Source organism: Paenibacillus faecalis (assembly GCF_900289175.1).
Lineage (GTDB): Bacteria > Bacillota > Bacilli > Paenibacillales > Paenibacillaceae > Paenibacillus_AQ > Paenibacillus_AQ faecalis.
Genome location: NZ_LT985747.1, coordinates 2,481,439 through 2,496,092 on the forward strand (window position 1 = coordinate 2,481,439; position 14,654 = coordinate 2,496,092).

A 14,654-nucleotide genomic window follows, 5' to 3' on the forward strand; every position below is an offset into this window, starting at 1 on the left:
ACATCGTTCATCATTGCTCCTTAATTACCATGGTACACTTTCAATATACATATGATCATTGATTAAAGGAGCATGATGATGAAAAAGCTTTACTACACAGCCTTTATTTACGCAGTCCTTGGTCTGATTGCAGGCATTTTCTATCGTGAGATCACAAAGTATAGTGATTTTACAGGCTCAACCGTTCTGGTTGCACTTCATACCCATATATTCATGTTGGGATTCTTTTTCTTTCTTATCGTATTGATCCTTGGCAAGCTGTTTCAGGTTCATGAAACGAAATCGTTCAGCGCCTGGTATATTGTATATAACATCGGAATCATTATAACCATCGGAGCCATGACTACCCGAGGGATGCTGCAAATCAATGGGCAGGACATCAGCTTCCTACCGCATATTGCCGGGCTAGGTCACGCGATTCTGGGTATTGGATTCATCTGGTTGCTTATACTTCTTGGCAAACGAATAAAATAAAACGCTGATGAATGCGATTCTACCCTCTCTGTGAAAAACGCTCATCATCCTCTAAAGGAAGATGCTGCGTTTTTTCTTGTTACTAACCTTCAACCGCAATGTATGAGATTGGTATCATCCAGGCAGGGTACATTCAAATCCAGCGTTCAAATCTGGGTGCATTACCATGACCTTCCTTATATTTTATTGTCTTATTTCATGATATTATTAATTTTTCGCAAAATAATAGAGCTCTAGGTTCGAATGGTGGTTTTCAAATCTTATGATATATACAGACTGGCTTTACTGGCTCTTTGTTTTTGTGGCTGTTGTCACATACTACATCATCCCCCATCGTTTCAGGCCCTTGGTGCTTGTTGCGTCCGGGATCACGTTCTACTCTTACTATGCCGGTTCTTATGTGTTTTTACTGCTGCTCGAAGCGATTGCGGCTTTCGTACTGATCCATATATCTATTAAAAAAAAGAAACACTGGATGTATCCAGCAGCTGTCATCGGGGTCGTTCTCGTTCTCGGATACTTTAAATACAGCAATATGTTCATCACAACGCTCAATGATCTGTTAGGATTTTTACATCAGCCCTTTTTGCCTACAGCAGAGCAAATTGTTCTACCGCTCGGTATATCCTATTTCACCTTTGAGTTAATTCACTATATTGTTGAAAGAAAACGTGGGAGCCTGCCTGAGCACAAACCAGCGAGTTTCCTGTCGTTTCTCTTCTTCTTTCCAACGATGGTGGCGGGACCGATCAAGCAATTTCAGGTATTTTACCCTCAGTTAACAGCACGTTTTCAACTTGACCATGCTCTAATTGGGGTTACACGAATTGGAATCGGGCTTTTTAAAAAAATGGTGCTTGCTGGGACAATTGATCTATTGGCTGAGCCTGTCTACTCTCAAGCAGGGATTGCAAGCTCAGATACAGAGACGCTATGGATCGCGTTAATCGCCTATACTTTTGTAATTTACTTTGATTTCTCAGGCTATTCAGACATCGCCATAGGTACTGCACGTCTGTTCGGTATCGTCTTGCCTGAAAACTTCCGGTTTCCATATCTGGCACGCAGCATCGCAGAGTTCTGGAACCGCTGGCATATTTCGCTTGGCTACTGGTTAACCCGATATGTTTATTTTCCATTGGGCGGTAGCCGTGTACCAACATACCGAATATATGTAAACCTGATGTGTACGATGGCAGTTTCCGGGTTGTGGCACGGGGCTGCGTGGAATTTTGTCGTGTGGGGCTTATTTCACGGCCTGATGTTGTGTGTTCATCGATTCTATGTAAAACAAATCAAGACGAAACTCAAACCTGTACCCCGCTGGTTAAAACCGGGTACTACGCTGCTGGCCATTGGAATTACGTTTTTCGGAGTAACGCTTAGCCGGGCATTTTTTATTCTCCCGGTTGCAGATGGCTGGAAATTGGTGTTAAGACTGTTTGGGCTAACTTAAGGCACAGAGAGTGAGGAATAAGCGATGTTAAAAAAGCTTCCTTTAAAGAAGCTGATTATATACATGGTTCTATTAGCAATAGCAGGATTGATCGGCATTACAGTGTGGGCTGAAAGAATCGTTGATAAAGTGCAAGAAGATGTTGTATCCCATGCAGAAGAAAACCTGCGGGTACCTGCTTTTGATGCCATAGTATATACACCATTGTGGGTGGAATATTTGAAAGAACAGCCTAAGAGCGACAAGCCAACCATCGGCATGTTCGGATCTTCCACCGTTTTTGGAACAACCGTAAAGGATGGGTGGAATACACCCTCTGGCATTTTACAGCAGCATCTTCATGACAAGCGTGTATTGAATCTCGGATTGTCTGGTGGACGACTGGTAGAAACGTACGCTATGATCTCGTCCATGATAGATGAAGTAGATGTTGTTGTGTATGAAATCAATTATGGCATACTGCCCATCACCGATAACAATCCAGACGTTACGGTCTATCCTACAATCTTGAGCAAACTGGATCAAAACATACCAAAAGATTGGGTCGATGGATTTTCCAGAAAAAATAAAAACTCAGTGCCAAGCGCGGTTCACGACTTGATCACAACTGACCTTTTAAATGAATGGACGCTATATCATGATCGGGATGTGATCAGCTACCACTTCTTGAAGACCCGATCATCTACTGAGAAAATACGCCGGGAAATTCAAAAAATACGAGACAAGAAACAAGGGATTGAACTGACCTACACTCCCTTGTTCAGTCCCTATGATAAACTTAAAGAACATCAACAAGAGGCGATCGTGAAACACTTTACTGCCCTTTACAAGTGGGAGCAGCCTTTTGACAAAGACAACAGTTTCGGACTGTTCATGATGGAAAAAACATTGGACCTGTTGGATCAACATAAGAAAAAAGCAATCTTTTTCACAGCCCCGCTGGATAAAGAATTCATTACGGAACACGACATGCTGAATTGGAATGACTATAATACGGTTATGGGCGCCTATCAGGATTTAATAGAGTCCCGCGGCTATCCGTTCATCGAATTTAATAGAGAAGAGTCCAGTCTTATTCCACACAAATACTATCATGACCCTTCACACTTGATAGATAAAGGAAGTAAAATGTTCGGCGAAATTCTATACGAAAGGCTGAAAACACTTGGAATTACAGAAGCTTAGTAAAGAACAGGAGCAACCTCAGATCATTACGCTGGGCAAGCGTATTGCCCGTGCAATGCTTCTCAGTGCAGTGACGGTTACCGGTGCTTTGATCATTATGGCTGTAGTATTAGGCATTTTATTTTTCTCAGGTGAAACCGCAGAGTTTATTTATATGAATTTTTAGCAGTAAAAGGGGCCTTCATGTGGATGTGAATCTTAAGGAAGGCCCTTTTTTGGTTTCATCATGTCTGCTCTAGCTTAGCTCCTGATCTTCTACTGTCTTTGTATACGCCTAACGTCATACGACTTGGCCTACTGCTCCAAGTAGCGCTCCTTAATAATGTTTACATGATGCCGTTCATGTCCTGTGATGATGTAGGCCAGAGCGCTTGCAGAAGTTATTTGATCGTTGGCCAAGACACGAGCCTTAAAGTTCGTATCTAACTCCTTCAATACAGATGGTACTCTGTCTTCATCTGTGCAAATTCAAAGCTTTCTTCACGGAATTTCTCGAGAAGTGCCGGAACATCGACATTATCATTGCGATATACGTTATCTCCGCCAAGCAGATCAATAAATGGTCTTGAACCCTCCTTGAGTGGCGGCAGGAATGAAAATTGTTCGTAATTGTGCTTGATTGTATACATGAGTTGGACACCGGTTTCCAGCGGCTTAAAACTGCGATAATCAGTAATATGAAGCTGTACGCCGTGACATAGCTCACCTTGAAATTTAGAAAATGTAGGCTGGAAATAAGCCGGACGAAACATCACACCCGGAAGCTTCTTGCTGTTCATCTCATCCGCCAGCTTCTCTGCATGAATGAACGGAGCACCGATCATTTCAAATGGAGCGGTCGTTCCTCTTCCTTCCGACAAATTCGTACCTTCGAATAAACAGGTTCCCGGATAAAGGAGTGCCGAGTCAAAACGCGGAATCCCCATGGAAGGCATAATCCACGGCCGACCGGTATCCGGGAATAGCATACTCCGTTCCCATCCATCGCATTGCACCACGTGCAGTTTTCCGTTCCAGTTCATCTGCTCATTCGCCATCCTCGCAATCTCACCAGCCGTCAAACCATAACGAACGGTGAGCGGATAGCCTCCAATAAACGATTGATATCCGTCTTTCAAAATATTGCCTTCTACACTCAAGCCATCCAGCGGATTAAGCCGGTCCAGTACAACAAACTCCTTTCCGGCTTTTGCACAATCCTCCATCGCATACAGCATCGTATAAATAAACGTATAGTACCGTGTGCCAACGTCCTGGATATCGTAAACGACCATATCTACCTCATCCAGCATCTCTTTCGTCAGCCGCTTGGAATCTTTTCGATACAAGCTGTGTACCGGGACACCTGTCATCGGATCGATATAGGTTTCCACCATCGCCCCTGCAGGCTGATCCCCGCGAACACCATGCTCGGGAGAGAACATCGCTGTCAGGTGAAAATGTTCATGCATGATTTGAATGGTAGAAACAAATTGTTGGTTTAAGCCGGTAGGTGCTGTAATCAACCCCAGTCTTTTTCCTTGAAACAGATGTGCTTCCTCATGAATACGATCTATCCCGTTTCGGATCAACACCGCTTCCCCCGTTCATGTTTAATTTGCAAAAAATGACCATAACAAATTCATTGTCACAGTCATTTTGGAGCTATCTTTTAAAGTTCATTTTTCAATATACGCTTGTTTTCTTCCGGTATCATGAAGGTTTCAGCATATTCTTTTCTCGCTTCAATCCCGCGAACCCGTGCCAAATGCTTATAGTACTCCAAATATGGAAACGACTTGCTTCCCGTCACGAACCAATGCTGTGACACGGCCTTCACCCATAAATCAAAAGCTTCCTTAGAAAAATCTACATACACATACGGCTTGTAGTCAACCGCATCCTCCCAGTTTTCCGCATAGTACAATCTCGATGCAAAAAATGCGGGAAGCTCACGCTCAAACGAAGGAAGTCCGGCATAGAAACGGGCGTCATTGACAATGCGATGTGTCGTCATATGATCCTTATGCATGCTGTTTTTCCAGTGGGTAATAATGACGCTCGGACGTACGCGGCGAATGACATCACATACGGCCCATCGATTCTCATCATCGTCTTTGAGCTCCCCATCCGGGGTATCAAATACGATCGCTTCTCCGCCCAGCATGTCTGCAAAAGCGTGCGCTTCCCGAACTTTCTGCTCCCGGTATTCGGCCATATCCTGACCTGCAGGAACGCCGCGCTCTCCGGCCGTCAATGCAAGTGTTACGATATGATCTCCTTTAAGGGAATGATGTGCCAAAACACCGCCCGCTGTAAGTTCTGCATCACCGACATGTCCACCAATCGCGAGCACTGTTATTTTTTCTTCACCCATCGTTAAAACTCCCTTCGCATGACTGAAAATTGTTTTACGGTTTGAAAGCCTGCTTTTTCATATATCCGTATCGCCGGATTTGTACTGCCTGTATAAAGAGACATGTACTCGGTACCGATGTTTTTGAACGCTTCGCAAAGTTTATAAAATAGAATGCTGCCCAGTCCATATCCTTCATGATCTGGATGAACGCCGATACCTGAAAAGTAGCCGCGACCGTTATCCTGCCTGATGACCGGCCCTGCAAAACCAACAACCTTGCCGTGATGCGCAGCAACTACCACCGGTACGCCATTCGCTGTCGACTGTGCAATCTCCTTTTGCCATAAAGGATTATCAAATCCTTGCAGCATTTCTGCTACACCATAATGTTGATCCGGGTCAAAACGTTCGACACGATAGCCAGACTCAGCCGCCTTTTCTTCCTTGGATTTGCTATGCTCCGGAAAGATGAACTCGTCCAGGTCCAAATACATGGCACATTCTCTGGCTCGCTCGATATACCCTTGAGATAAAAGAAATACATGCAGCGAGCTATCGACCGGAACACCCGGAGCGTTGTTATGCTCGTTCTTTGCTGTACCCGGTATATACCACGGCAGCATCATCGGGTTGAAAAACAGTATTTCCGCCTGCTTTTTACCCAGCTGTTTAAACCGACCTTCCACAGCATTCAGCATTTGCTTGTAAACATCGTCTGTCCGAACGTCATCCGACAGCACGATACAGGTAATATAACCGGCGACATCGCCAAGCGGCAGATCGTCTCCGGTGCATCCGCAGGCAAAGCCCTTTACCTGATTCCGATCCAGCCACACAAACGTATTTTCGGCATCAAAATATGGACTGGACAGAAAAATATGCTTAAAGCTTTGTTCCGTCATCTCCTTATATCCGTCTTTCACCGCTTCTACATTCCACAAAGCAATCACAGCTTGTGTAAATTCATCATTCCAGGATTTTATCATGCTGTGCCCACACCTCTTTATCTGGCAGATTCCTTCCGCAAGGTCAATCTATATCATTATGAGCCACGAAAGAATTGACGTTAAGCTCTGCCCTTTTAAACAATGGCCCTCAATATTCATTTTTGTTGTACCATATTATCTCGATTCACTATTTTTCGATTAGCCTTTCACCGCACCTACCGTTACACCCTCAAGGAAGTACTTTTGCAAGCTGAAGAAAAGAATAAACATCGGAAGTGCCGAAATTGTAGCACCTGCCATCATTGGCGCAAAATACGTTGTATTGGCGAATCTAAAGTTTTTAAGTCCTACCTGAATGGTCTGCATATCCATCGTGTTTGTTACAAGGAACGGCCAAAAGAATGTGTTCCAGCTATCCATAAAAGTGAGAATGGCCATGACGGCAAGCACCGTTTTGGATAATGGTATAATAATTTTGAAATAAATTTGAAATTGGTTGCATCCTTCAATCTTGGCACATTCCAAAACTTCTGAAGGGATGCTGCTCATAAATTGCTTCGCTAAAAATATGTTGAATACGGTTACAAGCCCAGGAACAATCATCGCGGTATACGTATTCTGAATCTGGAAAACGTTCACAATCAAGATGTAAAGAGGTACTTGAGTTACTTGATAAGGAATCATCATGGAAACCAGCAAGATGGCGAATAAAACTGATCTGCCTCTAAACCGGATTTTTGAAAATGCATAGCCTGCAAGGCTGGCAAAAAACACGTTGGAGACGGTAACTGAGACAGCAACAATCAACGAGTTAAGCAACCAGCGAGCTGAGTGTTCACTATAATCGAAAAAGAACTTGTAGGATTCCAATGATATTTTGGTAGGAAAGAGAGAGTAGTTCATTGCCCCCGCCTCTACCGGATCGCCAAAGGAAGAAATGAACATGAAATAAATAGGAAACAACGTTGCTAACGCAAACACGATCAGAAGTACCATGATCACCGCATTGCGGGCTTTCCTTCGCACAGGTCTGCCTGCATGAGTGTTATATAACGCCATATCGGCTCGCTCCTCTCCTTAATATTCCACTTCTTTGCCCAGGAATTTAAATTGAATGAATGAAATCGATGCAATGATGAAGGCAAGAACGAGAGATTGCGCTGCTGCCTTACCGAATTCAAAGTATTTAAAAGCGTTATTAAAGATGAGCAAACCGACCATCGTTGTTGCATTATCCGGACCGCCGCCTGTCATCAAGTACGCATTCTGGAATACCTGGAAAGAGCCGATGACGCCTGTTACGAGCAAAAATAGCGTGGTAGGTTTCAGGCACGGAATGACGATGTACCACAGCTTTTGCATGAAAGAAGCACCGTCCAGTTCCGCTGCTTCATAAAAGCTTTCATCTATACCAAGTAAAGCTGCTAAGTAAATGATAATACTCGTACCATGGCTGGATAGCCATGACATCAACACGAGGGAGAACATGGCAGTGGAGCTGGAGCCCAGCCAGTTGTTGTTTTCAACCCCGAATAATCCAAGCAGTTTGTTCAATATACCCGATGGCATCGGATCAAAAATCCATAGCCAAACAACGGAAAGAGCGACACCGGATGCTACCGCCGGGAGATAATAAACAGCCTTGAATATGTTTTGCGTTTTCTTTCTTAACGGAAGGATCAAAATAGCTACGGTAAAGGATATAATGAGACCTACAGGCACCGTGAGCACCGTATATAGAACCGTGTTATAAATGGACTTCCAAAATAGACTGTCATTAAAAGTAGCTATATAGTTCTCGAATCCGATAAATTCGGAACCTAGTGGTTTATATTTCTGAAAACTGATGATGAACGCACTGACGACGGGATATGCGGTAAACATCGCAAACACGACAAGTGCAACCGCGATAAAAGCGTAACCATATCCACTGTCGCCTTTAATTCTGCGTCTTTTCATGGGTTTGGCGATTTGAGTCGTAGACATTATGCAAAGCTCCTTTCCCTCCACGGTTCAAACAAGCATAACGGCTTTACCCGTCAACGTTTCTAAGATTTATACCGGACAGCCGCTGCTTTTACGCAAGCGGCTATCCGGTTTTGTCTATTATTATTTTACAATTCCATCTTCACCAAAAGCTTGAACCGCTGCTGATTTGACAGCTTCGTACATTTCCTCAGGTGTGGTTTCTCCAGCAAGCAATGCCTGCAGTTTTGGAATAATCACTTCATCTTCCAGTTTAATGGCTTTTGCCGCCAAATCGGTCGGTATATCAGGACGCGCAGGTGTAGCTTGTGAGAGCAATGTTTCTACGGCTGCTACGTTATCCGGGTTTCTATCGATCGGCATATCCTTGGCCGCTTCTCTTCCACTCTCAGTAATGTGCGCTGCAAACAGATCGTTGTTCGTCGTTGCTGCAACTTTACCCGAAGCCAAGAAATAAGCTGCCTTTACAACATTCTCTTTATGCTCAGGTGTTGGCTCTTTCTTGCCGCGGAAAGCGACATAACCGTCAACGGCAACGCTTGCCTGTTGCTTTTCACCCAAGAAGGTAGGAACCGGGAGAACGATATATTCTACAGGAATACTGCCTTGCACTGCACTTCCGTCATTCGCCTTGATTTTCTCGTTATTCAGCTTAGCCGAGTTCTCAAACGTGGCAAGTCCCTTACCGGTAATCATCGTTTGACCCGTCAAGAACATATTCCAACGTTTACCCGCATCGATCGAGCTAAGCTCTTTCGGCATGGAACCATCATCGATCATTTCACGAATGGCTTTGAGCACTTCCAGGAAGTTTTTGTGCGTATAAGCATACTTCATGTTTTCATCAAAGGCGTGCGGCATGCCCGCATTTTTGATCAGAATGTTCAAATAGTCTTTGGAAGCAACACCGGCAGTTGCAAACACGAACCCATAACGACTGGTTTCATCGCCTTCTTTTACAACGCCTTTCTTGATCTGTTCACGGAACTCTTCATAAGTCCATCCCTCTTTCTGGACTTTCTTATAATCAATCCCGGCTTCCTCCAAGAACTCCTTGTTGCCGCCTATGGCATGAACTTCCATATATCCAGGGAACCCGTAAAGCTTGTCGTCAAGCTTCATGTATTCCAGTGGAGCCTCATCGAAATCCTCTACCATTTCTGTTGTTGCTACATCCGTGATGTCCATCAGCATGCCTTGTTCAGCGTATTTGGAAAGACCGCCGGAGCCGATAAATGCAATATCCGGAGGGCTGCCCGCGTTCACCTGAGTATCCAGCTTTTGCGTCATATCTTCCCAGCTGGCAGGCTCGATTTTCAGTGTCAGGTTTGGATACAGGGCATTAAAGTCTTTTTCCAATTGAGCAAAGCTATCCTGAAAATTAGGAGATACCGGTGGGAGAAGAGCAGTGATTGTATCTTTCGCTTCAGCGCCTTCACCTGTTGTTCCAGAGCCTTGAGCATCTTTACCATCGCCTCCACCACCACAAGCGGATAATGCCAACGTTATAGCAAGAATGGGTGCTAATAAACGCATTTTCTTTTTCATTACTCACAAACCTCCCCTAAGAATATACCTTCCTTTTTCACATCACTTTTGTAATTGTGCAAATGCTTTTTTCAGACTGCCGTCACTTTCGTTCAGCGCTTTCTCTGCTTTTTCTGCATCCAGGCCGCTTTTAATCATCATAATAGCCAGTTTACTGCTCATGGAAGCGCTTTCCAAATAAGAAATAGCTGTCTTGTCGTCTACCCCCGTAGCTGCCTTTATGATTCGGATAGAGCGGTCGTACAATTTGATATTGCTTGCCTTTAGATCAACCATCAGATTGTTATAGGTCTTGCCAAGCTTTACCATCGTACAGGTTGACAGCATATTGAGAACCAGCTTCTGTGCTGTACCCGCTTTCAATCGGGTGGAGCCCATAATAACTTCAGGTCCAACGACTGGAGCAATGCATACATCACATACGGGCTCGATCTTTGAGTTCTTGTTGTTTACAAGTCCGATGGTTACGGCGCCAATCTCTCTTGCTTTCTTTAATCCAGCAATAACAAACTGCGCACTACCACTGGCTGTAATTCCAATAACTGCATCCCTGTCCGTTACGCCGCATCGTTCAATAAGTGCGATCCCCTCCTCTGCATTATCTTCATAACCTTCAACTGCCAGTCTCAGAGCGATATCGCCACCAGCGATATGTCCCTGCACAAGCAGAGGGTCAGTACCAAAAGTAGGGGGACATTCCGAAGCATCAAGTACACCTAGTCTTCCGGATGTTCCAGCCCCTATGTAAAACATCCTTCCGCCATTCTTAAGCACCTGGTGTAAAATATCAACCGCTTTCATAATTTGCGGTATTTCTGCCGCCACGGCGTCCGGAACCTTGGAATCCTGTTCATTCATTAGACGTAGCATTTGTTCGGTTGTACATTCATCAATCATCAGGGTCTTCTCATTGATCTCTTCTGTGGTCAAACCCGCCAGATAATCATCCATGGCCATCCCCCTATCCAGTTATTTAAATTTCTGCATTTCTTAATTGCATCTTATCGATAAATTTCATTCAGGTCAACAGTTTTTTGAAATAAAATTTTATAATAAAATATAACATTGGTTTTTAATTTTAATCCACACACAAGAAAAAACGCCTTTACGATCCGGCTTCCGGACGAAAAGCGTTTTTCATGACGAAATAAAATTTTACGATTATTTTCCACTTTATTTACGATGCTTGCTTAAAATTATATTATGGGTCTTCGTCAAATATTTCTTAACATTTCTGTATTCGGCGCTTGCCACACCGGCAAATAAAATATCGATTACCGTAAGCATAGCAATCCGCGATCCCATAGCACCGCTTCGTATCGTTAATTCAGGCGTTGAGATACTCAATACTATGTCAGCCTTCTGGGCTAAATCACTCTTGTTATACTTCGTAATGGCAATAATGCAAGCACCCGTCTTCTTGGCGATTTCAAGCGAATCCAGAATATCTACAGTATCTCCGGAATTGGATATAAAAATCGCGACATCGGTCTTTTCAAGCAGCGTTGCAGCGGTAAGCTGACTATGCCCATCCGTGTAAGCATGGCACATTTTATTAATTCGGGTGAATTTCTGTTCAGCATCAACACAAACCAAACCGGAAGCGCCAATACCGAAAAACACAATACGCTTGCATTCTCGAAGTACTTTTACCGCACGGTCTATTGCGTCTTTATTAATGACACTCATCGTATCTTCGATAGATTTAATGTTGTTCCGCGAAATATTCGAAATGATCGTGTTCAGATCATCACCGGGCTGAATATCGGTATATTGATGCTTCTGCTCTTCATCCATCGAACCGATCGATGCCGAGATGCTGACGATGAAGCTGCGATACCCGGTATACCCCAACGTTTTACAAAATCGAAGTACGGATGCATCGCTTGTTTTCGTTAATTGTGCGAGACTTTTAATCGAAAGATGAGGGATTTCCTCGAAGTTTTCCAGTATATATTCTGCAAGCATTTTCTCCACAGGCGTCAAGCTGTCTTTCATATCCCGAATTTTGATCAAAATATTATCGTTAATTGACATATGGGTTCCCTACTTATTCTATTATTCTATGAAACTTGAAATTTTACCCGTTTACAAATGAAAAATCAATATCATCATAAGCTCAATGAAAACAAAATACAAGATCAATATATAAGCATCATGATAAAATTACAATCCCATTTCCGAAATTTTTTTTCGTAATAAAAATATCATTTTGAAATATTATTATATTTTATATTGCAGCGCTTTCACACGCAATGTTATAATAGCAGCAAATATGAGCATATCACGAACCGTTTAAACAATGCTCGAAGGGCGGGATCGGTCAATGAGTCAAAAATTAAAAATTGCAATTATCGGTTCTGGTAGTACATACACGCCAGAATTGATAGAAGGTATGATCAAGCGAAAAGATGCATTACCGATTGAAGAACTTGTACTTATGGATATCGACACAAGGAAGCTGGAAACGGTAGGAAAGCTTTGCAAACGTATGATTCAAGCAGAGAATATGTCATGCCGGGTCATCATGACGCAAAATCTGGATGAAGCGCTGCTCCATGCTGACTTTGTCCTTGCGCAAATCCGGGTCGGGAAACTCCCGGCCAGAGTGCTCGATGAGAGCATACCGCTGAAATACAACCTTATCGGCCAGGAAACATGCGGGATCGGCGGATTTTTCAAGGCGATGCGGACGATCCCTGTCATGCTGCATATCGCTGAACGGATGAAAGAGCTTTGTCCCGATGCTTGGCTTATCAATTTTTCCAACCCGGCAGGCATCTTAACCGAAGCCCTGCTCAATCACTCCGAAGTAAAAATGCTGGGCCTCTGCAATGTTCCGTTTAACATGTTCAAGAGCATCCGCGAAACTTTAAAGCTGGATCACCCGAAATTCACCTATGTCGGACTAAATCATCTAGGCTGGATTACAGCGATAGAGCAGGACGGAACCGATTACTTGAAATCGGCGTTGGATATGGGGCTGAACAGCGAAGCGATGAAGAACATACCATCCAGCGGATTCAGTAAAGAGCTTGTTCAGATGGTGGGAGCTATCCCTTCTTCTTACCTGGAATATTACTATTTCAAGGAGAAGAAATTGAAACTGCTCAAAGAAAGTGAAATGACAAGGGGCGAGAAGTGCATACAGATTGAGGAAGAGCTGCTGAACATTTATTCGGACTCTGAATTACACAGCAAGCCGGAGCTTCTCTCTTCCCGTGGAGGGGCAAATTACTCCGAAGTAGCGATCAGTTTAGTTGATGCCATCTATAACGATAAGCAGGAGGTTCATGTCGTCAACTTGCTGAACAATGGTGCCTTGGATTTCATGAAAGATACGGATGCCATTGAAGTTTGTGCAGTCATTGGTAAAGATGGCGCAAAACCGATCCCGGTGCCTGGTTTCAATAACGAGCATATTATCGATTACATGAGAATGGTCAAAGCTTACGAACGCGAAACGGTACATGCTGCGGTGTACGGCAGTGAGGATGCCGCCATGCGCGCACTACTCATGAACCCGCTTGTCGGAGACTATGACGTTGCTAAACAATGTTTTCAAGAGCTGAAAGAAGCTCACAAGGAATACCTTCCGCAGTTTTATACGAAAGAAAAGATGCCATGATGGACAAAAATTATATTATCGGCGTAGACGGCGGCAACAGTAAAACTGACTACTTTTTGGTTGATCTGGATGGAAATTTTATCGATCATATAAACACCGGAACTTGCAGCCACGAACGGTTTCCTGACGGCTACTCCAGTTCGCTTCGGATTATGAATGAGAATATCCAAAAGCTATTGAATCGAAATCAATTATCGATGGAGCATATTGCAGCCGGCGCTTTTGGACTGGCGGGAGCAGATGTCCCCTCCCAGAAACATCAGTTGAATAAAGTCATCGAACAGATCGGTTTTACTCATTACGCCATGGACAATGACTCTTTTCTTGGAATTAAGGCGGGTAGTGAAAAAGGGTTTGGAATATGCTCCATCAACGGATCGGGGACAGTAACAGGCGGCATTTCGCCAACCGGTCGTCGTCTTCAGGTCGGAGGTGTCGGCAGCGAATTGTCAGGCGATGAAGCCGGGGGGTTCTTTCTAGCAAGAAAGGTGCTTCGCACCATTTATGACGCCTTTTATCGTATGGGCCCTGAGACATCCATGACAGAACCTGTCATGGAGCTGCTTCAAATCCCTAGCAAGGAGCATTTTATTGAATATGCACTGGAAGGTTCCTTAAAGCGAACCCTGCCGAATACGAAGTTGATGCAAATTATGTTCGCAGCAGCAGACAGTGGAGATCAGGCTGCAATTGATATCATTGAGCATACCGCCAAACAGCTAGCTCATTCGACTGCAGGTTGTATGCACAATCTTGATTTCGATGCTGAAGTGGATGTCGTTCTAGCTGGCTCTGTTTGGGTGAAGGCAGAAAGCCCTCTACTGCTGGAAAAATACAAAACTTATGTCGAGTCATTAACAGAGCATGACTGCAACTTTATTCTTTTGCAAGTCCCGCCTGCTACCGGTGCTGTACTATGGGCTTTGGAGCTGGCCTATGGATATCCGGTCGGCCCTGAAACCCGCAGCAAGATTATTCAATCTGTACGAAACATTTATGAACAGGCCACTTCACGCGTCTAAGGCATCATTCATCTAACAAATATTAGCACGATTTCTAAACCAAAAGGCGACTTCCCGGGTCCCCCCTTAC

At 44.0% G+C, this 14,654-nt stretch carries 14 protein-coding genes; 6 read left to right on the plus strand and 8 right to left on the minus strand.

Going from position 1 to position 14,654, the window contains the following annotated elements:
* The first annotated feature begins 78 nt into the window (after positions 1-78).
* From C8268_RS11835 to C8268_RS11850, 4 genes are all read left to right on the plus strand, one after another.
* A complete protein-coding gene (locus C8268_RS11835; RefSeq protein ID WP_106767844.1) occupies positions 79-474 on the plus strand; it encodes a DUF2871 domain-containing protein in 396 nt (131 codons plus the stop codon).
* Between the two features lie 262 nt (positions 475-736).
* Positions 737-1,930, plus strand: coding sequence for an MBOAT family O-acyltransferase (locus C8268_RS11840; protein WP_106767845.1), 1,194 nt, complete (start codon positions 737-739; stop codon positions 1,928-1,930).
* Between the two features lie 24 nt (positions 1,931-1,954).
* Complete coding sequence (locus tag C8268_RS11845) at positions 1,955-3,115, plus strand: hypothetical protein (protein WP_106767846.1); 1,161 nt, start codon at positions 1,955-1,957, stop codon at positions 3,113-3,115.
* Positions 3,096-3,281 (plus strand): hypothetical protein, encoded by a 186-nt coding sequence (locus C8268_RS11850; protein ID WP_106767847.1) that lies wholly within the window; start codon positions 3,096-3,098, stop codon positions 3,279-3,281. The genes C8268_RS11845 and C8268_RS11850 overlap by 20 nt, the downstream gene beginning before the upstream one ends.
* A 265-nt stretch (positions 3,282-3,546) precedes the next feature.
* On the opposite strand, the gene C8268_RS11855 is transcribed toward C8268_RS11850, so the two are convergent.
* The 8 genes from C8268_RS11855 to C8268_RS11890 form a co-directional block, all read right to left on the minus strand.
* Entirely contained in the window at positions 3,547-4,686 is a 1,140-nt protein-coding gene (locus C8268_RS11855) for an exo-beta-N-acetylmuramidase NamZ family protein (protein ID WP_106767848.1), read from the minus strand.
* Between the two features lie 80 nt (positions 4,687-4,766).
* Positions 4,767-5,471 (minus strand): PIG-L deacetylase family protein, encoded by a 705-nt coding sequence (locus C8268_RS11860; protein ID WP_106767849.1) that lies wholly within the window; start codon positions 5,469-5,471, stop codon positions 4,767-4,769.
* Positions 5,472-5,473: 2 nt separating this feature from the next.
* Positions 5,474-6,439: a GNAT family N-acetyltransferase gene (locus C8268_RS11865; protein ID WP_106767850.1), complete on the minus strand. Its 966-nt coding sequence runs from the start codon at positions 6,437-6,439 to the stop codon at positions 5,474-5,476.
* 159 nt (positions 6,440-6,598) lie between these two features.
* Positions 6,599-7,459 carry a carbohydrate ABC transporter permease gene (locus tag C8268_RS11870; protein WP_106767851.1) on the minus strand — a complete coding sequence of 287 codons (861 nt, stop codon included), beginning with the start codon at positions 7,457-7,459 and terminating at the stop codon, positions 6,599-6,601.
* A gap of 18 nt (positions 7,460-7,477) precedes the next feature.
* Entirely contained in the window at positions 7,478-8,386 is a 909-nt protein-coding gene (locus C8268_RS11875; RefSeq protein WP_106767852.1) for a carbohydrate ABC transporter permease, read from the minus strand.
* 123 nt (positions 8,387-8,509) lie between these two features.
* Positions 8,510-9,934, minus strand: coding sequence for an ABC transporter substrate-binding protein (locus tag C8268_RS11880; RefSeq protein ID WP_106767853.1), 1,425 nt, complete (start codon positions 9,932-9,934; stop codon positions 8,510-8,512).
* Between the two features lie 42 nt (positions 9,935-9,976).
* Complete coding sequence (gene murQ, locus C8268_RS11885; RefSeq protein ID WP_106767854.1) at positions 9,977-10,885, minus strand: N-acetylmuramic acid 6-phosphate etherase; 909 nt, start codon at positions 10,883-10,885, stop codon at positions 9,977-9,979.
* A 222-nt stretch (positions 10,886-11,107) separates the two neighbouring features.
* Positions 11,108-11,971, minus strand: coding sequence for a MurR/RpiR family transcriptional regulator (locus tag C8268_RS11890; RefSeq protein WP_106767855.1), 864 nt, complete (start codon positions 11,969-11,971; stop codon positions 11,108-11,110).
* A gap of 289 nt (positions 11,972-12,260) precedes the next feature.
* Here C8268_RS11890 and C8268_RS11895 point away from each other — a divergent pair, with 289 nt between their 5' ends.
* Complete coding sequence (locus C8268_RS11895; protein ID WP_106767856.1) at positions 12,261-13,562, plus strand: 6-phospho-beta-glucosidase; 1,302 nt, start codon at positions 12,261-12,263, stop codon at positions 13,560-13,562.
* Entirely contained in the window at positions 13,559-14,584 is a 1,026-nt protein-coding gene (locus C8268_RS11900; RefSeq protein WP_234032775.1) for an N-acetylglucosamine kinase, read from the plus strand. Before C8268_RS11895 ends, C8268_RS11900 begins: the two co-directional genes overlap by 4 nt.
* Positions 14,585-14,654 lie beyond the last annotated feature (70 nt).

Excerpts from the sequence above, each read along its gene's own strand:
- C8268_RS11835 (WP_106767844.1), top strand. The coding sequence starts at position 79 with ATGAAAAAGCTTTACTACACAGCCTTTATTTACGCAGTCCTTGGTCTG.
- C8268_RS11840 (WP_106767845.1), top strand. The coding sequence starts at position 737 with ATGATATATACAGACTGGCTTTACTGGCTCTTTGTTTTTGTGGCTGTT.
- C8268_RS11845 (WP_106767846.1), top strand. The coding sequence starts at position 1,955 with ATGTTAAAAAAGCTTCCTTTAAAGAAGCTGATTATATACATGGTTCTA.
- C8268_RS11860 (WP_106767849.1), bottom strand. The coding sequence starts at position 5,471 with ATGGGTGAAGAAAAAATAACAGTGCTCGCGATTGGTGGACATGTCGGT.
- C8268_RS11865 (WP_106767850.1), bottom strand. The coding sequence starts at position 6,439 with ATGATAAAATCCTGGAATGATGAATTTACACAAGCTGTGATTGCTTTG.
- C8268_RS11870 (WP_106767851.1), bottom strand. The coding sequence starts at position 7,459 with ATGGCGTTATATAACACTCATGCAGGCAGACCTGTGCGAAGGAAAGCC.
- C8268_RS11875 (WP_106767852.1), bottom strand. The coding sequence starts at position 8,386 with ATGTCTACGACTCAAATCGCCAAACCCATGAAAAGACGCAGAATTAAA.
- C8268_RS11880 (WP_106767853.1), bottom strand. The coding sequence starts at position 9,934 with ATGAAAAAGAAAATGCGTTTATTAGCACCCATTCTTGCTATAACGTTG.
- murQ (WP_106767854.1), bottom strand. The coding sequence starts at position 10,885 with ATGGATGATTATCTGGCGGGTTTGACCACAGAAGAGATCAATGAGAAG.
- C8268_RS11890 (WP_106767855.1), bottom strand. The coding sequence starts at position 11,971 with ATGTCAATTAACGATAATATTTTGATCAAAATTCGGGATATGAAAGAC.
- C8268_RS11895 (WP_106767856.1), top strand. The coding sequence starts at position 12,261 with ATGAGTCAAAAATTAAAAATTGCAATTATCGGTTCTGGTAGTACATAC.
- C8268_RS11900 (WP_234032775.1), top strand. The coding sequence starts at position 13,559 with ATGATGGACAAAAATTATATTATCGGCGTAGACGGCGGCAACAGTAAA.